We start from the raw sequence: 20384 nt of genomic DNA, 5'->3' as shown, positions 1-20384 counted from the left end.
GTGGACTCCTGAGGGTGTGGTGAGGCAAAAAAACGGGTCAGGCCTTGACGCCGCTGCGGGGACGGCCCGTGGTGGCGGGGACCGCGAGGATCGTGCCGGTGCTGTAGCGCTGCACGATGCTCTCGAAAGCGGTGATGGCGCGTTGCAGCGAGTCGGGGCGGCGCAGGAAACGCGCCTCGTAATGCAGCGCCAGAATGAGGGCGTGGATCTCGAAGCCCATCAGCGCCGGATCGGTGTCGCTGCGCAGGTGGCCTTCTTCGACCGACAGGGCGATGGCACGGCGCATGGCTTCGAGCCAGGTGTTGACCGACCATTCCAGCGCATCGCGCACGGGGCCGGTGCGGTCTTCGAATTCGACCGCGCCGCTGATGTAGATGCAACCCGAATCGATTTCGACCGAGGTGCGCTTCATCCAGTTGTTGAACAGCGCGCGCAGTCGGGGCAGGCCGCGTGGCGCCTGCATGGCCGGGTAGAACACTTCCTCTTCGAAACGGGCGTGGTATTCACGGACCACCGAGATCTGCAGTTCTTCGCGCGAGCCGAAATGGGCAAACACCCCCGACTTGCTCATCTGCATGACTTCGGCCAGCGCCCCGATGGACAGCCCCTCCAGCCCGATCTGGGTGGCCAGGCCGAGCGCGGCGTCGACGATAGCGGCTTTGGTCTGCTGGCCTTTTTGCAAAGGCCGTGAGCGGCTGCGCGAGACGGGGGGCGTGGGCATGGGACGCTGGGAAGAAAATAAAACGAACGATCGTGCTATTTTCACCCAAAAAAAGACCCCGTGCGCATCGGCCGGGGTCGTATCGCGGGTTTTTTTGTGCGCTTCTGCGGCGAAGTGCCGGGATTTGCGGGTAAACCCTTGTGGTCAGAGGGGAGCCGTCGGGAGCAGGCGCACCAGGCTGTGTTCGATGCCTTCGGCAGGCAGGCGCCGGAAGCCGCTGCGGGCATAGCGCTGCAAGCGGCCGACGCAGAAGGCGGTCAGGGTGGAGGCATCGGCCTGGGCATCGACCGTGGGGGTGGCCGTCCCGGCGATGGTGGCCGCCTCGCGCAGATCCTGGCGCAGGGCGGCCTCGATCTTGTCGAAGAACTGGTTCATGCGCTGCTGCAGGCGGTCGTTCTCGAACACCAGCGCGTCGCCGACCATGACGCGGGTCATGCCGGGATTCTTTTCGCCGAACTGCAGCAGCAGGGCAACCAGCTTGCGGCAACGCTGCAGCGGATCGGGTTCGCGTTCGCCCAACTGGTTGATGAGGCTGAAGACCGATTGTTCGATGAAATCGATCAGCCCTTCGAACATCTGCGCCTTGCTGGCGAAGTGCCGGTACAGGGCGGCTTCGCTGACTTCCAGCCGGGCCGCCAGCGCCGCGGTGGTGATGCGGTCGGCCCCGGGCTGCTCCAGCATGCTGGCCAGCGTCTGCAGGATCTGCACACGGCGTTCGCCCGGGCGCGGACGCTTGCGTCCGGGAGCGGGCGATGGATCGGCGGCGGGAGTGGGGAGGTCGGCCTCGGTGTCGGCCAGGGGCGTGGACTCGGGGGCGCTGGAGGTCATGGGCGTTCGGTCAGGGGGTCGGCCTTTGTGGAGCCGAAGGTCTCGGCCGCACGTCTGTCTTCCTCGAGAAACATTTTCGCACAGGCTTGTGGCGGCCCCGTGGCGACCCTTCAGGCGAACGGCATGGGGGCGCTCGCGGGTTCTTCGGGCGGCGGAGACACCGGAACGAAGTCGACGCGCACGCGCAAGCCCTGTCCTTGCGCACCGCGGTGAAGCTGCAGCAGTGTGTGGTGGGCACGGGCGATTTCATCGGCGATTGCCAGTCCCAGGCCATTGCCTTCGCCGGGCGTGCCGGGCAGGCGGTAGAAGCGGTCCAGCACCTTGTGCAGTTCGTGGGCGGGAATGCCGGGGCCGTCGTCTTCGACCTCCAGCCAGGCCTGCTGGCCCAGCGGGGTTTGTTGCAGCCCGCAGCGCAGGGTGACGCGCCCCGCGGCGGGGGTGTACTTGATGGCGTTGTCCACCAGGTTGATCAGCAGTTCGCGCAGCAGCCAGCCGTGGCCGGTCACCTGGGCGGGTTCGGTTTCCAGCCCGAGGTCGATCTGCTTTTCGGCCGCCGCGTCGAGGTACAGAGCCAGAATGGTTTCGCACAGGTCCATCAGGTCGACCTGCTGGGTCGGCTGGGCCGAGGCGTTCGCCGTGTCGGCCCGTGACAGGGCCAGCAACTGGTTGGCCAACTGGGAGGTGCGCCGGGTGGCGTCGCGCAGGCGCTGCACCTGATCGACGCGCAGGGCCAGCAGGTCGGCGCCCTGTTTGCTGCGGGCGGCCTGGGCCCAGGCCTCGACCTGGGCCTGCAGGCCCGCCAGCGGCGTGCGCAACTGGTGGGCCGCATCCGCGACGAAACGGCGCTGGGCTTCGGCCTGCTGGTTCACGAGGCCGAAGAGGCTGTTGAGCGAGGTCACCAGGGGCCGCACCTCCACCGGGGCACTCTCAACGTCCAGCGGAGACAGGTCGCGCGGCGAGCGCCGTTCGACGGCCAGTTTGAGGGTCAGCAGCGGACGCAAGGCGCGCGCGACGGCCCAGGTCACGGCAGCCGCTGCGACCAGCAGCAGCACCAGGTTGGGCAGGATGACGCGCACGAGCACGGTGTCGAGCCAGTGCTGGCGCGCGTCGGAGCCGTCGGCGAGCATGAGGATCATGTCGCCGGCCGCGGTCGGGTTGCGCTGGGCAATGACCCGGTAGGTGATGCCGCCTTCGACGACACTGACGAACTCCGCGTCGTCGGTGCTGGGCAGGATGGTGGGCAGCCAGCTCTCGCCCGCGAGCTGCCGGCCGTTGTGGTCGGCGATGCCGTAGGCGGCGAACCCTTCGCGCTCTTTGAGGAACTCTTCCACCGGTGGCGCCAGCAGCAACACCAGCCCAGGGTCGTCGTCGAGCTCGTCGCGCATGGGGGCGTCGCTCACCACCACGATGGAATCGGCCAGCATGGGCAGCAGGCGCTGCAACTGCTGGTCTTTCTGCAGCGCGACGGTGCTCGCGCTCTGGTAGTGAAAAAACATGCTGACCAGGCCGACCAGGCTCAGCGGCAGCATGAGCAGGACCAGCAGGCGCTTCTGCAGGCCCCAGATCATGCCCTCGGGCGGGCGGGGCTCAGCCGGGGTGGGCATCGTCGGTCGCCCCGGCCAGTTCGAGCCGGTAGCCGAAGCCCCGGATGGCGCGCAGCAGAATGCCCGCAGGCTCCAGCTTGCCCCGCAGCCGCGAGACGTAGACCTCGATGGCGTTGGGCGTGATTTCTTTGTCCCAGCCGGTCAGCGCGGCCAGCAGCTTGTCCTTGGCCGCCGGCTTGGGTGCCTGCATCAGCAGGTATTCGAGCACGGTCCATTCGCGCGGACCGATGTCCATGACCTGGCCGGCCAGGGTGACGCGCCGGTGGGCCGTGTCCATCTCCAGCGCGCCGAAACTGAGCACCGCCGAGGTGGCGGCCTGGGAGCGGCGCAACAGCGCGCGCAGACGGGCCAGCAGCTCGGGCAGCTCGAACGGTTTGACCATGTAATCGTCGGCGCCGAGGTCCAGCCCCTGCACGCGGTCGTGCAGGGCGTCGCGGGCGGTGAGAATGAGCACCGGCATCGACAGGCCGCGTTCGCGCAGGCGCCGCGTGAGTTCCAGGCCGTCGATGCCGGGCAGGCCGATGTCGACGATGGCCAGGTCGAAGCTCTCCCGGTCGAGGGCCTGTTCGGCGCGCTCGCCGCTGCCGACCCAGTCGACGGTGTAGCCGGCATCGCACAGGCCCAGCTTGATGCCGCTGGCCACCATCACGTCGTCTTCGACCAGGAGCAGGCGCATCGTTTCAGTCGCGGATGGGGGCCGGCGAGGCGCTGGCGAGAAGGCGGCAGGGCGCGCGATGCGGGCGCAACGGTGCCATCAATGGCTCTTGATCATGGTGCCGAAGGGCTGGTCGCCCAGCACTTCGAGCAGCAGCGCGTGGGGCACGCGGCCGTCGATGATGTGCACCGCGTTGACGCCGCTCTTGGCGGCGTCCAGCGCGCCCGCGATCTTGGGGATCATGCCGCCGCTGATGGTGCCGTCTTCGCACAGCTCGTCGATGCGGCGCGGGGTCAGCTCGGTCAGCAGCTGGCCGGCCTTGTCGAGCACGCCGCGGATGTTGGTCAGCATCAGCAGCTTCTCGGCCTGCAGCACCGTGGCCAGCTTGGCGGCCACCACGTCGGCGTTGATGTTGTAGCTCTCGTTCTTTTCGCCGAAACCGATCGGGCTGACCACGGGGATGAACTGGTCGTCCTGCAGCGCCTTCACCACCGAAGGGTCGATGGAGACGATGTCGCCCACCTGTCCGACGTCGTGCTTGACGTTCGGGTCCTGCTGGTCCGACAGCTGGAGCTTCTGGGCGCGGATCATGGCGCCGTCCCGACCCGTCAGGCCCACCGCCTTGCCGCCGGCCTGGTTGATCAGGCCCACGATGTCCTGCTGCACCTCGCCGGCCAGCACCCATTCGACCACCTCCATGGTCTCGGCGTCGGTCACGCGCATGCCCTGGATGAAGTGGCCCTTTTTGCCCAGGCGCTGCAGCAGGGTTTCGATCTGCGGGCCGCCGCCGTGCACCACCACCGGGTTGATGCCGACCAGCTTGAGCAGCACCACGTCTTCGGCGAAGGCCTGCTGCAGGGCCGGATCGGTCATGGCGTTGCCACCGTACTTGATGACCATGGTCTTGCCGTGGTACCTGCGGATGTAGGGCAGGGCCTGGGCCAGGATTTCGGCCTTGTCGCGCGGCTGCACGTGGGAGAGGTCGGTGGGTTGGGCGGTCGGGCTGGTCATGAAGGCTCCGGTGGCGGGAATGCGGGGATGACGGAATTCTAGGGCTCGCCATAATGCCGATCCATGGAAACCAAGTGGCTCGAAGACTTCGTCAGCCTGGCCGAGACGCGCAGCTTCAGCCGCTCGGCGCAGTTGCGCCACGTCACCCAGCCGGCGTTCTCCCGGCGCATCCAGTCGCTGGAGGCCTGGGCCGGCACGGACCTGGTGGACCGCTCGTCCTACCCGACGCGCCTGACCCCGGCCGGACAGACGCTCTACACCCAGGCGCTGGAGATGCTGCAGGCCCTGCAGACCACGCGCGCCATGCTGCGGGCGCATACGGCGGCGGCGCAGGACGTGATCGAGTTCGCCGTGCCGCACACGCTGGCGTTCACGTTTTTCCCCGCCTGGCTGTCGGGGCTGCGCGAAAGCTGCGCGCCGATCAAAAGCCGCCTGATCGCGATGAACGTGCACGACGCGGTGATGCGGCTGATGGAAGGCAGTTGCGACCTGCTGATCGCGTATCACCACACATCGCAGCCGATCCAGCTCGACGCCGCGCGCTACGAGATGCTGCCCCTGGGGCGCGAGACGCTCTCGCCGTATGTGAAACCCGACGCCGAGGGCCGGCCCCGCTACGCACTGCCCGGCACGGCCGCGCACCCGCTGCCTTACCTGGCCTACGCGCCGGGCGCCTACATGGGGCGCGCCGTCGACCAGGTGCTGCGCGCCAGCGGCACCCCGGTGCACCTGGACCGCATCTACGAAACCGACATGTCCGAAGGTCTCAAGGCCATGGCCCTGGAAGGCCACGGCATTGCCTTCCTGCCCGCCAGCGCGGTGCGGCGCGAAGTGCGTGCGCGGCGCCTGGTCAGCGCCGGCGACGGCTTCGAGACCGGGCTGGACATCCGCCTCTACCGCGAGCGCTCCGGCACGCGCAAAGCCAAGGGCACGGTGGAGGCGTTCTGGCGCGACCTGCAGGCCTACCTGAGCACACATCCCGTGGCCTGATCCCCGGGGCCGGGCTATGATGCCGGCATGAATCTCCGCCACCCCCTCGTCCCCACCCGCCGGGCTGCCTTTGTGCAGACCGCGGCGCGTGCGAACGCCCAGGGGGAGGCCGCACCGAAACGCCGCGCCGCAGATGATCTGGCCCGGCGATGCCTCTCCCCCCTTTTCTGAACTGAGCGTCACTTCCCATCGCCGGGCCTTCTGCACAGGGTGGACCGTGTTCCGCCCACGCTCGGCCCGACCCCGGGGCATGGTTACCGGGGTGTTTGCTGACAGGAGTGATTCATGAATGCCCCCTCTCTTTCGAATGCCGCCGCCCCCGACTGGCCGGTGGTGACGGCCACCGATCGCGCCCGGCTGCACCGCTGGCTCAAGCGCCTGCCGGCGGAGGCGCTGGCTGCCGAACTGATGGACCTGATCGACAGCGCCGACGAAGTGGCGCCGCAGGACGTGCCTGCCGACGTGGTGACGATGAACTCGCAGGTGGTGCTGGGCCAGGCCCCCGGCGAGGGCGAGCGGCGGCTGACCCTGTGTTACCCGCCGGACGCCGACATGGCCGCGGGGCGCGTGTCGGTGCTGTCGCCCGTGGGCATGGCGCTGCTGGGGCGGCGCCAGGGCGATGCGGTGGAACTCACCGGCCCGGACGGGCAGCGCGACACGCTGCGCATCCTGGGCGTGGTGTTCCAGCCGGAGGCCGACGGCCAGTACACGCTCTGACCACCGGCTGGCCGGACCGCCTCAGGCGGTGGCGGCCAGCGCTTCGCCCACCGCATTCACCAGCGCATCGACCTGGGCGGGCGCGGTGACGAAGGGCGGCGCGAGCTGGATGGTGTCGGCGCCATAGCGCACGTAGAAACCCTGCTTCCAGCAGTGCATGGCCACCTGATAGGGGCGCAGGGCGGGCTCGCCCGGTGCGTGCGCGATCGACAGGCCGGCGGCCAGGCCGTAGTTGCGGATGTCGACGACGTGTTTTGCGCCCTTCAGGCTGTGCACGGCCTGCTCGAAATGCGGCGCCAGGGCGCGCACCTGGGCCGGCGCGTCTTCCCGCTCCAGCAGGTCCAGCGTGGCCAGACCGGCGGCGCAGCCCAGCGGGTGCGCCGAGTAGGTGTAGCCGTGCGCGAACTCGACCAGGTAGTCGGGGCTGCCCGCCGCCAGGAATGTGTTGTAGATGTCGGACGTGGCGACCACGCCGCCCAGGGGCACGGCGCCGTTGGTGACCTGCTTGGCGAAGTTGAGGATGTCGGGCGTGACGCCGAAGGCTTCGGCCCCGGTCCAGGCGCCGCAGCGGCCGAAGCCGGTGATGACCTCGTCGAAGATCAGCAGGATGTTGTTCTGCGTGCAGATCTCGCGCAGGCGCTGCAGGTAGCCCACGGGCGGGATCACCACACCGGCCGAGCCCGAGAAGGGTTCGACGATCACGGCCGCGATGTTGCTGGCGTCGTGCAGGGCGATGATGTCCAGCAAGCGGTTGGCCAGCGCTTCGCCGCCTTCGGCCGGCATGCCTTTCACGAACGAACCGGCCGCCGGCTGGGTGTGGGGCAGGTGATCGGCCTCGACGCCTTGGCCGAAGGTCTTGCGGTTGCCGCCGATGCCACCGACCGAGATGCCGCCGAAGTTGACCCCGTGGTACCCCTTTTCGCGGCCGATGAAGCGGGTCTTGCTGGCCTGGCCCTTGAGGCGCCAGTAGGCGCGCGCCATCTTCAGTGCGGTGTCGGCCGATTCCGAACCCGAGCCCGTGTAGAACACGTGGTTCAGGCCTTCGGGCATGTGCTGCACGATCTTCTCGGCCAGTTGGAAGGCGGCCGGGTGGCCGAACTGGAAGGCCGGCGAGTAGTCCAGCGTGGCCGCCTGCTGGGCGATCGCCTGGCTGATTTCGGTGCGGCAATGGCCCAGGCCGCAGGTCCAAAGGCCCGACAGGCCGTCGAGGATGCGGCGGCCCTGGGCGTCGATCAGGTGCACGCCTTCCGCGCCCGTGATGAGGCGCGGGTCGGCCTTGAACTGGCGGTTGCCCGAAAAGGGCATCCAGTGGGCGTCGAGCTGGGCGGCGGTCAGGCCGGCGGTGGCTTTCAGATCGGTCATGTCCATGGTGGCAAATCCTGTGGAGGGGCAAACAATCTCGCGATTGTGCGGCGCTCACCGCATTCTTTAAACTGCAACATGGCGCTGTTCAGTTGCAGATTCATGAAACTTTGAAAGGTGGGCATCGTGGCGCATTCCAAGGCGTGGCTGGGGCAGGTGGGCGACACCGACATCCGCCTGCTCAAAGTGTTCAAGGCGGTGGTGGACTGCGGCGGCATGGCCGCGGCCGAGCTGGAGCTCAACATCGGCCGTTCGACCATCAGCCGCCACGTCAAGGACCTGGAGGAGCGCCTGGGCCTGGTGCTCTGCCGGCGCGGCCGGGGCGGTTTTGCGCTCACGGACGAAGGGCAGCGCGTGCACGCCGACACCCTGAACCTGCTGGGTGCGCTCGAATCGTTCCGCACCCATGTCGGACAGATGCACGGTCAACTCACCGGGACCTTGCGGCTGGGGCTGTTCGACAAGACGGTGACCAACCCGGCGGCACGTATCGATCGCGCCTTGCGCGCTTTCCGGGCGCAGGCGCCGCAGGTGCGGCTGGAGCTGACCATCGGCGCACTCAATGTGCTCGAACCTGGCGTCATTGACGGGCAACTGCACCTCGCCGTGGTCCCCGACCACCGCCGTTCGCAAAGCCTGCAGTACACACCGCTGTTCGACGAGCAGATGCACCTCTACTGCGGCCGGGAGCATCCCCTGTTCGCCCGCGATCCGGTGGCGCTGGACGATGTGCGCCCGGCCGACTGTGCCGGTCTGGCCTTCCATTCGCCGAACATGGAGGTGACGCGGCGCTTCGGCCTCAAGCGCAGCGCCATGGTCAACGACCAAGAAGCCGTGGCCTTGTTGGTGCGCTCGGGCGGCTATGTCGGCTTCCTGCCGGACCACTATGCCGCCCCCTTCGTGGCGCAAGGAGACATGCGCCGGGTGGCGCTGGCCGAGCTGGGTTACACCGTGGATTTCGTGGCGGTGGCGCGGGCTTCTTCAACGTCCGACCGGCTGGCACAGACCTTTCTGCGCTGCCTGGAGGCGGCGCACGGCGTGCAGGTCCCATGGGACAATCCGCCCGACTCCTGAGCAGACCCCATGACCCCAGACACCCTGACCCTCACCCGCCCCGACGACTGGCACCTGCACGTGCGCGACGGCGCCGCCCTGAACACCGTCGTGCCCCACACGGCTGCCCAGTTCGGCCGCGCCATCATCATGCCCAACCTCAAGCCGCCGGTGACCACCGCGGCCCAGGCGACGGGCTACGCCGAGCGCATCCGCGCCGCCGTGCCCGCAGGTGTGGCCTTCGAGCCGCTGATGACGCTGTATCTGACCGACAACTTGCCGGCCGACGAGATCGCGCGCGCCAAGGACGCCGGCGTGGTGGCCTGCAAGCTGTACCCGGCCGGCGCCACCACCAACAGCGATGCGGGCGTGACCGACATCCGCAAGACCTACCAGACGCTCGAAGCCATGCAGAAGGCCGGCGTGCTGCTGCTGGTGCACGGCGAGGTGACCAGCCCCGACATCGACCTGTTCGACCGCGAGGCGGTGTTCATCGAGCAGCAGCTGGAACCGCTGCGCAAGGACTTCCCGGGCCTGAAGATCGTGATGGAACACATCACGACCAAGGAGGCGGCGCAGTACGTGGCCGAGGCCGACGCCCACCTGGGTGCGACCATCACCGCGCACCACCTGCTCTACAACCGCAACGCCATCTTCACCGGCGGCATCCGCCCGCACTACTACTGCCTGCCGGTGCTCAAGCGCGAGACCCACCGCCAGGCCCTGGTGGCCGTGGCCACCGGCGGCAATGCGAAGTTCTTCCTGGGCACCGACAGCGCGCCGCATCCGGCGCACCTGAAGGAACACGCCACCGGCTGCGCCGGGTGTTACACCGCCCACGCCGCCATCGAGATGTACGCCGAAGCCTTCGAGGCTGCGGGTGCGCTCGACAAGCTCGAAGCCTTCGCCAGCTTCAACGGCCCGGCCTTCTACGGCCTGCCGCGCAACACCGGCACCATCACCCTGCGCAAGCAGAGCTGGACGCCGCCCGCAAGCTTTGCCTTCGGCGAAGCCGAGCTCAAGCCGCTGCGCTCGGGCGAAGCGCTTCCCTGGAAGCTGGTGGGCTGAGACCATGTGTGCCGCGACCGGGGCGAAACAGGCAAGGCCCTCGCCCGACTGGTCGCAGCCCTGGAACGCCGCCTTTGCCACCGCCGGTGCGGCAGTGTGCGCGGCCTGTGCGCGGGGCGTGCCGCTGCCGCAGGCGCTGACGCAGCAGGTCGGGGCGGCCGGCCCACGCTTCGTGCCGCAGGGCGAGCTGCCCGAGGGCATGGCCTACGAGCAGTTCATCTTCGAGACCGGCGCGGTGCCCACGCGCGAGGGCCTGCACGACTTCTTCAACGGCCTGGTCTGGCAACGGTTTCCGGCCACCAAGCGCCTGCTCAACCGCTTGCAGGCGGCACAGATCGCGCAGGCGGGCGTGGGCCAGGTGCGCGGGCCGGTGCGCGACGCGATCACCCTGTTCGACGAAAACGCCGTGCTGCTGCAGGCGCCCGACGAGATCTGGGACGCCTTGATCGCCCGTGAGTGGACCCGGCTCTTCGTGGACCTGCGGCCCCTGTGGGCGCAGACGCGGCTGGTAGCGTTCGGGCACGCGCTGCTGGAGAAGCTGGTTTTGCCTTACAAGTCCATCACCGGGCATGTCTACCGTGCACCCGTGCCCACCGAACTGGGGGACGACTTGGCGGCCTGGGACCACTGGCTGGCAGCACGCCTGACGGCCACCGAACTGGCCACCAAACCCTTCACCCCCCTGCCTGTGCTGGGCGTACCGGGCTGGTGGCCGGCCAACCAGCAGCCGGCGTTCTACAACGACGACACCGTGTTCCGGCCGCCCCGAATCGCCACCGCCCATCTGACATGACTTCTTCCGCCGCCGCTTCCTGGTCCCACCTGAACCTCGCGCTGGACGCCGACCGCGCCACCCTGGCCGCCCACTTCCGAGAGATCGGCGTGCGCGACGTCGAGTGCCTGTTCGCCGACGTCACCGGCTACCCGCGTGGCAAGCTCATGCCCGCCGCGAGCTTTGCCGGCGGCACCGAGCTGCGCATCTGCCAGGCCATTCCGATGCAGTGCGTGACCGGCGAATACAGCTACGACCCCATCTTCCCCGACAGCGATCCCGACGTGCGTCTGGTGCCCGATCTGGCCACCCTCAAACGCTCGCCCTGGGCCAGCGTGCCGCGCTACCTGGCGGTGCACGACGCCTATGAAATGGACGGCAGCCTGTGCGAGTTCGCGCCGCGTTCGGTGCTCAAAAACGTGGTCGCGCGCTACGCCGCAGCCGGGCTGACCCCGGTGGTCGCGCCCGAGATCGAGTTCTACTTGACCGCCGCCATGACCGACCCGGCCCAGCCGCTGGCCTCGCCCACCGGGAAGGGCGGCCGGCCCGAGGTCGGCCAGTCGGCCTTCAGCCTGAACGCGCTCAACGAACTGGCGCCGTTCTGGGACGCCTTTCACGCCGCCATCGACGGCCTGGGCATCCGCGCCGACACCTGGCTGCACGAGGTGGGCGAGAACCAGTACGAGATCAACCTGCTGCACGGCGACCCGGTGGCCGTGGCCGACCAGGCCTTCCTGTTCAAGACCGCGGCGCGCGAGATCGCGCTGCAGCAGGGGTTGAATGCCGTCTTCATGGCCAAGCCCGTGCCCGGTCAAGCCGGCAGCTCCATGCACCTGCACCAGAGCGTGGTCGACGCGCAGGGGCGCAACATTTTCAGTGCCGCCGATGGCTCGGCGACCGAGGCCTTCGGGCATTACATCGGCGGGTTGCAGGCCTACACGCCCGACCTGATGCTGGTCTACGCGCCCACCGTCAACAGCTACCGTCGCTACGTGGCCGGCAGCCAGGCGCCGACCAACGTGCAGTGGGGCCACGACAACCGCACCGCTGGCCTGCGCGTGCCGGTCAGCGGCCCGGCCGCACGCCGGGTGGAAAACCGCCTGGCCGGTGCCGATGCCAATCCCTACCTGGCCATGGCCGCCACGCTGGCGGCCGGGCTGGCCGGCCTGGAAGAGCGCTGCCAGCCCGCCGAGCCGGTGCAGGGCAATGGTTACGATCAGGCGCGCGACTTGCCGCGAACCTTTGACGCGGCGCTGAATCAGATGGCGTCGAGCCGGCACGCTGCCCGTTTGCTGGGTGAACGCTTCGTGCGCGGGTACCTGGCCGTCAAGACCCTGGAGCACGAGCATTTCCTGCGCGAAGTCACCGCCTGGGAACGCCGCTTCCTGCTGCCCCAGGTCTGAGCGCCGAACTGCTCCGCAGATGGGCCGCCGTTCCGCTTGAAACGGGGCAGATCGGCCCCCACTATCATTCATCCCTGTTTTCAACCCCACGGAGCCTGCATGAAACGCATCCTCTTGTTTGTCCTGACCAACGTGGCCGTCATGGCGGTGCTGCTGATCACGACCCGCCTGTTCGGGGTCGACCGCTACCTGACCGCCAACGGCCTGAACATGACGGCGCTGGCCGGCTTCTCGCTGATCATCGGCTTTGGCGGCGCGACCATCTCGCTGCTGATGAGCAAGATGATGGCCAAGATGAGCATGGGCGTGCGCATCATCAACCAGCCGCAGACCGCCGACGAGGCCTGGATCGTGCAGACGGTCCAGCAGTTCGCCGAAAAGGCCGGCATCGGCATGCCCGAAGTCGGTATCTACGACGGCGCTCCCAATGCCTTCGCCACCGGCGCCTTCAAGAACAGCGCGCTCGTGGCCGTGTCCACCGGTCTGCTGCAGGGCATGACGCGCGAAGAGGTCGAGGCCGTGATCGGCCACGAAGTGGCCCACGTGGCCAACGGCGACATGGTCACCATGACGCTGATCCAGGGCGTGATGAACACCTTCGTGGTGTTCCTCAGCCGCGTCATCGGCTATGCGGTGGACAGTTTCCTGCGCCGCGGCGACAGCAACAGCAGCGGCCCGGGCATCGGCTACATGGTCACCACCATCGTGCTCGACATCGTGCTGGGTTTTGCCGCCGCCATTGTGGTGGCCTGGTTCAGCCGCCAGCGCGAATTCCGCGCCGACGCCGGGGCCGCCCAGCTCATGGGCCGCAAGCAGCCCATGATCAATGCCCTGGCCCGTCTGGGCGGCATGACTCCGGGCGAGCTGCCCAAGACCATGCAGGCCATGGGCATCGCCGGTGGCCTGGGCAAGCTGTTCAGTACCCACCCGCCGATGGAAGAGCGCATCGCCGCTCTGCAGAAGCTCTGATCCACCGGCAGGCGGTTTTCCCCCCCAAAACAAACCCCGCCATCGGCGGGGTTTGTCGTTTCTGGTCAGGCCCTGTGGCTCTGCGTGTCAGTACCAGTGGCGGCCGGGTCCGCGTGGCTGGGGTTGGGCGTCAATGTGGATCACACCGGGTTGCGGTGGCTGCCAGCCGGCTTGCGGGCGGTAGGCCGGGGCGCTGGGCGTGACGTCCACATTCACGTAGCGGCCCGGGGCCTGTTCGGTCTGCATGCTGTAGCGGCGGCCAGCGTATTCGTACACCACGTTGTAGCCGGCCGGGCGCTGCTCGCTCACGTATTCGGTCTGGCAGCGTTGCATGGTCTGGGTGGTGGCCGGGCCACGGCCTTCGATGTGGTCGCCCAGCACGGCGCCGCCCACGACCCCGAGCACGGTGGCGATGGCGCGGCCGCTGCCGCCGCCGATGGCATTGCCCACGGCACCGCCGGCAATGCCGCCCATGATGGCGCCGGCGCCGCTGGAGCGGCCTGGCACGACCACCTGCTCGGCGCGGCAGACTTCGCGCGGAACCGACACGGTTTCGTAGATCGGGGTGCTGCTGACCACACGGGCCTTCTCGTTGCCGGCCTGGGCCAGGCCGGTGGCGGATGCTGCGATCACGCCCGCCATGACGGGCAGCAGGAGGGGCTTGCGAGAGAGGTTCATGATGAAGAACTCCTTGGGTTGAAGGAGCCTGCATCGTGCCGGGGCCCTGTCAAGGCGCGCCGATAGGCAGGTAAAGCTGGTGCGGCAGATGTAACGCCGTGTAGGGGCGGGACGGCGTGGGGCTCAGCCGAGCAGGTCGCGCGCCACCGCTTCCGCGATGCGCACGCCGTCCACACCCGCCGACAGAATGCCGCCGGCGTACCCGGCGCCTTCGCCGGCCGGGTACAGGCCGCGCGTGTTCAGGCTCTGCAGGTCTTCGCCGCGCGTGATGCGCAGTGGCGAACTGGTGCGCGTTTCCACGCCCGTGAGCATCGCGTCGGGCATGTCGTAACCCTTGATCTTGCGGCCGAACACCGGCAGCGCCTCGCGCATGGCCTCGATGGCGTAGGCCGGCAGGGCGGGGGCCAGGTCGCCCAGCTTCACGCCCGGTTTGTACGAAGGCTGCACCTCGCCGAAGGCGCGCGAGGGGGTGCCGGCGAGGAAGTCGCCCACCTTCTGGCCCGGTGCTTCGTAGCTGCGCCCGCCCAGTTCGAAAGCGCGCGCTTCCAACGCGCGCTGCAGCACGATCCCGGCCAGCGGGTGCGTCTGGCCCTGCGCCGCCATGGCCTCGGCCTGCTGGGCGTAGCGGGGGCCATCGGTGTCGCCGAAGGCGGCGGTCCACAGCGGCAGGTCCTGCGGGAAGTGCGTGGGGTAGTCGGCCAGGTCGATGCCCACCACCATGCCGGCGTTGGCGTTGCGCTCGGCGCGCGAATACTGACTCATGCCATTGGTGACGACGCGGCCGGGTTCGCTGGTGGCCGCCACCACGGTGCCGCCCGGGCACATGCAGAAGCTGTAGACCGCACGCCCGTTTTGGGCGTGGTGCACCAGCTTGTAGTCGGCCGCGCCCAACAGCGGGTGGCCGGCATGGCGGCCCCAGCGCGCGCGGTCGATCACGCCCTGCGGGTGTTCGATGCGAAAGCCGACCGAAAACGGTTTGGCTTCCAGGAACACGCCCGCGTCGTGCAGCAGGGCGAAGGTGTCGCGCGAACTGTGGCCCAGGGCCAGCACCACGCGCCGCGCCGGCTGTTCCACGGTGTCGCCCGTGTCCAGGCGCCGCACGCTTAGGGCGGCCAGTTGCTGCCGGCCATCGCCGCCGGCCTCCAGCCGGAGACCGGTCACCTGGTGCTGGAAGCGGATCTCGCCGCCGAGCGCGACGATCTTCTCGCGCATGGTCTCGACCACCTTGACCAGCTTGAAGGTGCCGATGTGCGGGTGGGCCTGGTACAGGATTTCGGGCGGCGCGCCGGCCTCGACGAATTCCTGCATCACCTTGCGGCCCAGAAAGCGCGGGTCCTTGATCTGGCTGTAGAGCTTGCCGTCGGAAAACAGGCCCGCGCCGCCTTCGCCGTACTGCACATTGCTCTGCGGGTTGAGCTGCTTCTTGCGCCACAGGCCCCAGGTGTCCTTGGTGCGCTCACGCACCGGCTTGCCGCGTTCCAGCACGATGGGGCGGAACCCCATCTGTGCCAGGGTCAGGGCGGTGAACAGCCCGCAGGGGCCCAGGCCCACGACGATCGGCCGGTCTTCTTCGCGCACCGGCCAGCCGGCCGGCGCCTGCCCGGGCGCGTGCCAGGCCATGTCGGGCGCGGGCTGGATGTGCGGGTTCTTCGCATGCTGCGCGAGCAGGTGCGGCTCCAGCGCCGGATCGGCCAGCGTCGCGTCCACGATGTAGACCGCCAGCAGATCGGCCTTGCGCGCGTCGAAGCTGCGCTTGAACACCTGCAGGCTGGCGATGGCGGCCGGGTCGACCCCCAGGGCCTGCGCCGCCAGGCGCGTCAGCGCCTCGACCGGATGGGGCGGTGGCGCGCGGTCGTCGTCGGTTTCGGTGGGGGCGTCGGCGGCGCGGCGGTGCTCGAAAGGCACCTCGGCCAGGGGCAGTTTCAGTTCGGCAATGCGGATCATGGTCGTGGGGCTTGTAGTGATCAAGCAGGACGGTCGTGGCCCGCTATTGTCGCCGTGCCAGCGGTGGACGCAGGTTTTATTTAGCCCGGGTAAAAATAAAATACCCGGATATAATGCGCGCCATGCTCACCGAAACCCCCGATACCCCTGCCGAACCCTGGCCGACCTGCTCGGCCTTCCTCGGTCCGCGCCGCGTGGCGCAGGGCCGGTATGCCGACGTTGCCCGGGCGCTGGCCGACCTGCCCGCGTCCGACGAGCGCCTGCTGGTGTTTGATGACGGCACTGGCGCCCAGGTCGACCACCCCTGGCCCGCCGGCACCGGCGAGCCCGAGGACGCTGCGGCAGACGGCGCCGCGCCGGACAGTGGCGCATCGGTCGGCCGGCCGCGGCTGGGCGTGGTGGCGCGCGAAGTGACGCTGCTGCCGCGCCACTGGGCCTGGCTGGCGCAACAGCGCGGGGGGGCATCCGCCACCCTGCGGCGGCTGGTGGACGAAGCCCGCCGCAGCCAGGTGCAAGCCGACGCCCAGCGCCTGGCGCGCGAGCGCGCCTACCGTTTCATGAGCGCCATGACGGCCGACTGGCCCGGGTTTGAAGAGGCCTGCCGCGCCCTGTTTGCGGGCGACGGCGCCGGCTTCCACCGCCAGACCACCGGCTGGCCGGCCGACGTGAAAGGCCACCTCGCCTGGCTGGCCCGCGACGCCTTTGACGTGGCCCCCTGACCCACACCGCCCCATGTGGCACCCCGCCGACTTTTTTTGACTGGGTTTTCATGACCGCTTCGATTCCCCAGACGCCACCGCCGCTGTGGCGCGTCTACCTCATCTTCCTTGTGCCCATGATCCTGTCCAACATCCTGCAAGGGCTGTCGGGCACGCTCAACGGCATCTACATCGGCCAGATGCTGGGCACCCACGCGCTGGCGGCGGTGGCGGGCATGTTCCCCATCGTGTTCTTCTTCATCTCGCTGGTCATCGGGCTGGGCGCGGGTGCTTCGGTGCTGGTGGGCCAAGCCTGGGGCGCCCGCGAACCGGGCAAGGTGCGCCAGATCACGGGCGCCGCGCTGGCGCTGGGCGCCCTCATCGGCCTGGTGGCGGCGGTGCTGGGCGCCGTGTTCGCCCGCGAAGCCATGCAGGCCCTGGGCACCCCGCCCGACGTGCTGGAAGACGCGCTGCGCTATGCGCGGGTGATGATGCTCATGATGCCCGTGCTGCTGGTGTTCATCCTGTTCACCCAGTTGCTGCGCGGCGTGAGCGACACCGTCTCGCCGCTCATGGCGCTGGCCATTTCCACCAGCCTGGGGCTGCTGCTGACGCCGGCCTTCATCCGCGGCTGGCTGGGTCTGCCGCAACTGGGCATCCTGAGTGCGGCGGTGGCCGGCTTCATCTCGACCCTGGCGGCGCTGGCTTTCCTGGCGGTGCGCCTGCGCCGGCTCGGCCACGTGATGGCGCCCGACCGCCACCTGCTCGCCGCCTTCCGGCTGGACCGCGCCGTGCTTGCCAAGGTGCTGCGCATCGGCCTGCCCACGGGCGTGCAGATGGTGGTGATCTCGGTGTCGGAACTGGTGATCCTGACCCTGGTGAACCGGCACGGCTCCGAAGCCACCGCGGCCTATGGCGCCGTCACGCAGGTGGTGAACTACGTGCAATTCCCGGCGCTGTCCATCGCCATCACCGCCTCCATCCTGGCGGCGCAGGCCATCGGTGCCGGCGCCAACGAACGGCTGGGGCGCATCCTCAAGACCGGCCTGTGGCTCAACGTGGCGATCACCGGCGGGCTGGTGCTGCTGGGTTACGCGCTGTCGCGCGTGTTCCTGGGCCTGTTCCTGACGCAGGAAAACGTGCTGGCGCAGGCCGAGCACTTCCTACACATCATGCTCTGGAGCATCCTGATCTTCGGCTTCCAGGCCGTCATCGGCGGCCTTATGCGCGCCAGCGGCGTGGTGCTGGTGCCCACCCTCATCACCATCTTCTGCATCATCGTCGTGCAGACCGGGGTGGCTTGGGCGCTCGACGCACGCATGGGCCTGCCCGGCATCTGGCTGGGCTTCCCGGTGGCCTACCTCGTGATGCTGGGGCTGCAGACGGCGTACTACCACGGTGTCTGGCGCCACAAGGAGATCCGGCGGCTGGTGTGATGAATGTGGCCCCCATGCTCCGCCGCTGCGCGGGTCGCTGCCCCCCGAGGGGGCTGGGCCTGCCTTGGGGCGGCCCGGCGGCAGGCCCGTTGCCCCCACGCTCCGCCGCTGCGCGGGTCGCTGCCCCCCGAGGGGCTGGGCCTGCCTTGGGGCGGCCCGGCGGCAGGCCCGTTGCCCCCACGCTCCACCGCTGACGCGGGGCGCTGCCCCAAACTCCGTCATGCCCGCGCAGGCGGGAATCTAGACGCGTCACGGCTTCCCGACGCTTGAATCTGGCCCCCCGCAAATTCGCCGCACGGTTGCGGGATAATCCGGCCCGTGAAGCGCGCCAGACCGCCGCTGGCACGAGACCCGAAAGGGTGTGCTGGAGGAACGTCCGGACTGCACAGGACAGCGTAGGAGGTAACACCTCTCCACCGACCAGTCGCAAGACCCTAAGGTGAGGATCAGAGCAACAGAGACGAGCCGATTCAGTTCGGGTGAAACGGGCAATCTCTACGCGCAGCAATACCAAATAGGCCAGCGTTGATGTGGTTCCGCGGAGCTGGCGGGTAGGTAGCATCGAGCCGGGTGGGCGACCCCCGGCCCAGAGAAATGGCGGTCACATGCGGGGCAACCTGCATGCACAGAATCCGGCTTATCGGTGCGCTTCACACTTTTATTGCCCCCACTTCATCACGCATGCATTGGCATTGCTCCGTCTGGCATGCTGGTGAACCTCCGCTTGGCGGCGCAATGCCGCCGCGTGTCTGCGGCGAACGACCTGTTGGACCTCAGTCCGTCCGGCATTCTGTTGCCTACTCACCTTGGACACGCTTTTCGCGCGTGAAGAACCACACTGCGGTCATGCACACAAAAAAGTAAGTCACGAACGCGAAGGCGATGGACACGCCAGCGGACCACTCGGACTTTGTGGCCAAGACGAGGGGTAGCACCAGAACGGCTCCGGTTAGAGCGGCCTTTCCACCGATGTTTCCCGAATTGCCGAACGTCAACGAGAGGGCGACCAGTGTGAGCACAGTCGCGACCACGAGCGCGATGGCAATCCTCACCCAAGGTGGGATGGTGATTGGCTTGCGACCGATGATGGCCATGTGCTGGTTCTGAGGTCTAACGAATGAAAGGGACTTCCCCGTCCCGGGTGATCCGCGCATTTGCGGGGTACGGCATCCAGGTGCCACGATGGGAAGTGCGAACTCTCATCAACTCACTCGTTTGTTGGAAGGGGAAGGCCATGGCAATCGTATCCGTTGGCATCGATCTGGCAAAGAACGTCTTTGCCGTTCACGGCGTGGACGAAGCAGGCAAGCCCGCGCTGGTGCGCCCGAGCGTTGCGCGCGCCAAGCTGCTCGAACTCATCGCCTCGCTGCCGCCGTGCCTGATCGGCATGGAGGCCTGCTCCGGCGCCCACCGCTGGGCGCGTGAATTTGCGAAGTTCGGCCACACCGTGCGCCTGATGGCGCCCAAGTTCGTCATCCCCTATCGCCTCTCGGGCAAACGCGGCAAGAACGATGCGGCCGACGCCGCCGCCATCTGCGAAGCCGTCACCCGACCCACCATGCGCTTCGTGCCGGTCAAGAGCCTCGACCAGCAAGGCCAGTTGCTCGTACACCGCGCCCGCCAGGGTTTCGTGGAACAGCGCACCGCCACGCTCAACCGCATCCGCGGCCTGCTCTCGGAGCTGGGCATCGTCTTGCCCCTCAAGGCCGCCGTCGTGCGCCGCGAAGCGCTGGCCCGCCTGGAGGACCTGCCCGGCTGGGCCAACACCGTGATCGGCGATCTGCTCATTGAAGTCAGCCGGCTCGAAGCGTGCATCGCCCAGGTCGAGCGCGAGCTCGCCAGCGTGGCCTGCCTCAGCCCGGCCTGTACGCTGCGGCTGTCGGTGCCCGGCATCGGGTTGCTCACCGCCACCGCCCTGGTGGCCGCCACATCGGGCGAAGTGACGTACTTCCAGGACGCGTGCCACTTCTCCAGTTGGTTCGGCCTGACGCCGCGCGAGTACGGCTCGGGGTCCTGCCGCTACCTGGGGCGCATCTCCAAGAAGGGCGACCGCTACCTGCGCATGCTGCTCACGCACGGTGCTCGAAGTGTGCTGCGAGCGGCCAAGGTTGCCGAAGGCGCGGGCAAGGACGTCTGCGGCATCCGCCGCTGGGCGCTGGATGTGCAGGGCCGCAGCAACCACAACAAAGCCACCTGCGCCCTGGCCAACAAGCTCGCGCGCATCTGCTATGCCACGCTGCGCGACCACGTGCCGTTTGATGAGACGGCCAGGCTGACCCAAAAACAAAGCCGGCAGAGCTTCGCCCTGCCGGCCTGATCTTGTCTGAGCTGATCTCTTCACCCACCCCACCTCATGAACCGCCCCGGATTTTGAGGAGGCTCCAATCTTTGAGAGGATGGAGCCATGAGGAAGTCAGTGAAGTTTTCGCCCGAGGTGCGCGAGCGCGCGGTGCGCATGGTGTTCGAGCATCGAGG

19 protein-coding genes and 1 other RNA gene are annotated in these 20384 nt (G+C 68.4%); 11 read left to right on the top strand and 9 right to left on the bottom strand.

Annotation, left to right across the window (positions count from 1 at the left end; all coding sequences use genetic code 11):
- Positions 1–37: 37 nt before the first annotated feature.
- The 5 genes from L0977_RS05945 to argB all read right to left on the bottom strand — a co-directional run bounded on the left by L0977_RS05945 (position 38) and on the right by argB (position 4819).
- Positions 38–721, bottom strand: a complete 684-nt coding sequence (locus L0977_RS05945) for a TetR/AcrR family transcriptional regulator (protein WP_234263928.1) — start codon at positions 719–721, stop codon at positions 38–40.
- Between the two features lie 144 nt (positions 722–865).
- On the bottom strand, positions 866–1549 hold the full coding sequence (gene slmA / locus L0977_RS05940; RefSeq protein WP_234263926.1) for a nucleoid occlusion factor SlmA: 684 nt from the start codon (positions 1547–1549) through the stop codon (positions 866–868).
- A gap of 110 nt (positions 1550–1659) precedes the next feature.
- Positions 1660–3117 carry a sensor histidine kinase gene (locus L0977_RS05935; RefSeq protein ID WP_234264124.1) on the bottom strand — a complete coding sequence of 486 codons (1458 nt, stop codon included), beginning with the start codon at positions 3115–3117 and terminating at the stop codon, positions 1660–1662.
- Between the two features lie 19 nt (positions 3118–3136).
- A complete protein-coding gene (locus tag L0977_RS05930; protein ID WP_234263924.1) occupies positions 3137–3829 on the bottom strand; it encodes a response regulator in 693 nt (230 codons plus the stop codon).
- A 78-nt stretch (positions 3830–3907) separates the two neighbouring features.
- Complete coding sequence (argB, locus tag L0977_RS05925) at positions 3908–4819, bottom strand: acetylglutamate kinase (RefSeq protein ID WP_234263923.1); 912 nt, start codon at positions 4817–4819, stop codon at positions 3908–3910.
- A gap of 63 nt (positions 4820–4882) precedes the next feature.
- On the opposite strand from argB, the gene L0977_RS05920 reads away from it, so the two are divergent.
- Together L0977_RS05920 and L0977_RS05915 are read left to right on the top strand one after the other, a co-directional pair.
- The gene (locus L0977_RS05920) at positions 4883–5809 is read left to right on the top strand and encodes a LysR substrate-binding domain-containing protein (protein ID WP_234263922.1); all 927 of its coding nucleotides are present in this window, start codon (positions 4883–4885) and stop codon (positions 5807–5809) included.
- A gap of 285 nt (positions 5810–6094) precedes the next feature.
- A complete protein-coding gene (locus tag L0977_RS05915) occupies positions 6095–6526 on the top strand; it encodes a GreA/GreB family elongation factor (RefSeq protein WP_234263921.1) in 432 nt (143 codons plus the stop codon).
- Positions 6527–6547: 21 nt separating this feature from the next.
- On the opposite strand, the gene L0977_RS05910 is transcribed toward L0977_RS05915, so the two are convergent.
- The gene (locus tag L0977_RS05910; protein WP_234263920.1) at positions 6548–7894 is read right to left on the bottom strand and encodes an aspartate aminotransferase family protein; all 1347 of its coding nucleotides are present in this window, start codon (positions 7892–7894) and stop codon (positions 6548–6550) included.
- 120 nt (positions 7895–8014) lie between these two features.
- On the opposite strand from L0977_RS05910, the gene L0977_RS05905 reads away from it, so the two are divergent.
- The 5 genes from L0977_RS05905 (at position 8015) to htpX (ending at position 13153) form a co-directional block, all read left to right on the top strand.
- Positions 8015–8962, top strand: coding sequence for a LysR family transcriptional regulator (locus L0977_RS05905; RefSeq protein ID WP_234263919.1), 948 nt, complete (start codon positions 8015–8017; stop codon positions 8960–8962).
- Between the two features lie 9 nt (positions 8963–8971).
- On the top strand, positions 8972–10009 hold the full coding sequence (gene pyrC, locus L0977_RS05900) for a dihydroorotase (protein ID WP_234263918.1): 1038 nt from the start codon (positions 8972–8974) through the stop codon (positions 10007–10009).
- A gap of 4 nt (positions 10010–10013) precedes the next feature.
- The gene (locus tag L0977_RS05895; RefSeq protein WP_234263917.1) at positions 10014–10802 is read left to right on the top strand and encodes a DUF3025 domain-containing protein; all 789 of its coding nucleotides are present in this window, start codon (positions 10014–10016) and stop codon (positions 10800–10802) included.
- The gene (locus tag L0977_RS05890) at positions 10799–12184 is read left to right on the top strand and encodes a glutamine synthetase family protein (RefSeq protein WP_234263915.1); all 1386 of its coding nucleotides are present in this window, start codon (positions 10799–10801) and stop codon (positions 12182–12184) included. The genes L0977_RS05895 and L0977_RS05890 overlap by 4 nt, the downstream gene beginning before the upstream one ends.
- Before the next feature lie 99 nt (positions 12185–12283).
- Complete coding sequence (gene htpX / locus L0977_RS05885) at positions 12284–13153, top strand: protease HtpX (RefSeq protein ID WP_234263914.1); 870 nt, start codon at positions 12284–12286, stop codon at positions 13151–13153.
- Between the two features lie 87 nt (positions 13154–13240).
- Here the strand turns inward: htpX and L0977_RS05880 are convergent, their stop codons facing one another.
- Both L0977_RS05880 and L0977_RS05875 read right to left on the bottom strand, forming a co-directional pair.
- On the bottom strand, positions 13241–13831 hold the full coding sequence (locus L0977_RS05880; protein ID WP_234263913.1) for a glycine zipper 2TM domain-containing protein: 591 nt from the start codon (positions 13829–13831) through the stop codon (positions 13241–13243).
- Positions 13832–13954: 123 nt separating this feature from the next.
- Positions 13955–15775, bottom strand: coding sequence for an NAD(P)/FAD-dependent oxidoreductase (locus L0977_RS05875; protein ID WP_234263912.1), 1821 nt, complete (start codon positions 15773–15775; stop codon positions 13955–13957).
- Positions 15776–15897: 122 nt separating this feature from the next.
- Here L0977_RS05875 and L0977_RS05870 point away from each other — a divergent pair, with 122 nt between their 5' ends.
- The 3 genes from L0977_RS05870 to rnpB all read left to right on the top strand — a co-directional run bounded on the left by L0977_RS05870 (position 15898) and on the right by rnpB (position 18565).
- Positions 15898–16494, top strand: a complete 597-nt coding sequence (locus L0977_RS05870) for a DUF2239 family protein (RefSeq protein WP_234263911.1) — start codon at positions 15898–15900, stop codon at positions 16492–16494.
- A gap of 50 nt (positions 16495–16544) precedes the next feature.
- Positions 16545–17909, top strand: coding sequence for an MATE family efflux transporter (locus tag L0977_RS05865; protein ID WP_234263909.1), 1365 nt, complete (start codon positions 16545–16547; stop codon positions 17907–17909).
- 320 nt (positions 17910–18229) lie between these two features.
- Positions 18230–18565: RNase P RNA component class A (rnpB, locus tag L0977_RS05860), an RNA gene on the top strand.
- 141 nt (positions 18566–18706) lie between these two features.
- Here the strand turns inward: rnpB and L0977_RS05855 are convergent.
- Positions 18707–19003 (bottom strand): hypothetical protein, encoded by a 297-nt coding sequence (locus tag L0977_RS05855; protein WP_234263907.1) that lies wholly within the window; start codon positions 19001–19003, stop codon positions 18707–18709.
- A 140-nt stretch (positions 19004–19143) separates the two neighbouring features.
- Between L0977_RS05855 and L0977_RS05850 the strand changes: the two genes are divergently transcribed.
- Positions 19144–20226 (top strand): IS110 family transposase, encoded by a 1083-nt coding sequence (locus L0977_RS05850; RefSeq protein ID WP_234263906.1) that lies wholly within the window; start codon positions 19144–19146, stop codon positions 20224–20226.
- The last annotated feature ends 158 nt before the right edge of the window (positions 20227–20384 follow it).

The organism is Hydrogenophaga sp. NFH-34, from assembly GCF_021401345.1.
GTDB lineage: Bacteria > Pseudomonadota > Gammaproteobacteria > Burkholderiales > Burkholderiaceae_C > Hydrogenophaga > Hydrogenophaga electricum.
The sequence above is the reverse complement of the archived record's forward strand: the minus strand, read 5'-3'. Positions and strand labels throughout refer to the sequence as shown.

Coding starts and splice junctions, on each gene's coding strand:
- L0977_RS05945 (WP_234263928.1), bottom strand. CDS start 721: ATGCCCACGCCCCCCGTCTCGCGCAGCCGCTCACGGCCTTTGCAAAAA.
- slmA (WP_234263926.1), bottom strand. CDS start 1,549: ATGACCTCCAGCGCCCCCGAGTCCACGCCCCTGGCCGACACCGAGGCC.
- L0977_RS05935 (WP_234264124.1), bottom strand. CDS start 3,117: ATGATCTGGGGCCTGCAGAAGCGCCTGCTGGTCCTGCTCATGCTGCCG.
- L0977_RS05930 (WP_234263924.1), bottom strand. CDS start 3,829: ATGCGCCTGCTCCTGGTCGAAGACGACGTGATGGTGGCCAGCGGCATC.
- argB (WP_234263923.1), bottom strand. CDS start 4,819: ATGACCAGCCCGACCGCCCAACCCACCGACCTCTCCCACGTGCAGCCG.
- L0977_RS05920 (WP_234263922.1), top strand. CDS start 4,883: ATGGAAACCAAGTGGCTCGAAGACTTCGTCAGCCTGGCCGAGACGCGC.
- L0977_RS05915 (WP_234263921.1), top strand. CDS start 6,095: ATGAATGCCCCCTCTCTTTCGAATGCCGCCGCCCCCGACTGGCCGGTG.
- L0977_RS05910 (WP_234263920.1), bottom strand. CDS start 7,894: ATGGACATGACCGATCTGAAAGCCACCGCCGGCCTGACCGCCGCCCAG.
- pyrC (WP_234263918.1), top strand. CDS start 8,972: ATGACCCCAGACACCCTGACCCTCACCCGCCCCGACGACTGGCACCTG.
- L0977_RS05895 (WP_234263917.1), top strand. CDS start 10,014: ATGTGTGCCGCGACCGGGGCGAAACAGGCAAGGCCCTCGCCCGACTGG.
- L0977_RS05890 (WP_234263915.1), top strand. CDS start 10,799: ATGACTTCTTCCGCCGCCGCTTCCTGGTCCCACCTGAACCTCGCGCTG.
- htpX (WP_234263914.1), top strand. CDS start 12,284: ATGAAACGCATCCTCTTGTTTGTCCTGACCAACGTGGCCGTCATGGCG.
- L0977_RS05880 (WP_234263913.1), bottom strand. CDS start 13,831: ATGAACCTCTCTCGCAAGCCCCTCCTGCTGCCCGTCATGGCGGGCGTG.
- L0977_RS05875 (WP_234263912.1), bottom strand. CDS start 15,775: ATGATCCGCATTGCCGAACTGAAACTGCCCCTGGCCGAGGTGCCTTTC.
- L0977_RS05870 (WP_234263911.1), top strand. CDS start 15,898: ATGCTCACCGAAACCCCCGATACCCCTGCCGAACCCTGGCCGACCTGC.
- L0977_RS05865 (WP_234263909.1), top strand. CDS start 16,545: ATGACCGCTTCGATTCCCCAGACGCCACCGCCGCTGTGGCGCGTCTAC.
- L0977_RS05855 (WP_234263907.1), bottom strand. CDS start 19,003: ATGGCCATCATCGGTCGCAAGCCAATCACCATCCCACCTTGGGTGAGG.
- L0977_RS05850 (WP_234263906.1), top strand. CDS start 19,144: ATGGCAATCGTATCCGTTGGCATCGATCTGGCAAAGAACGTCTTTGCC.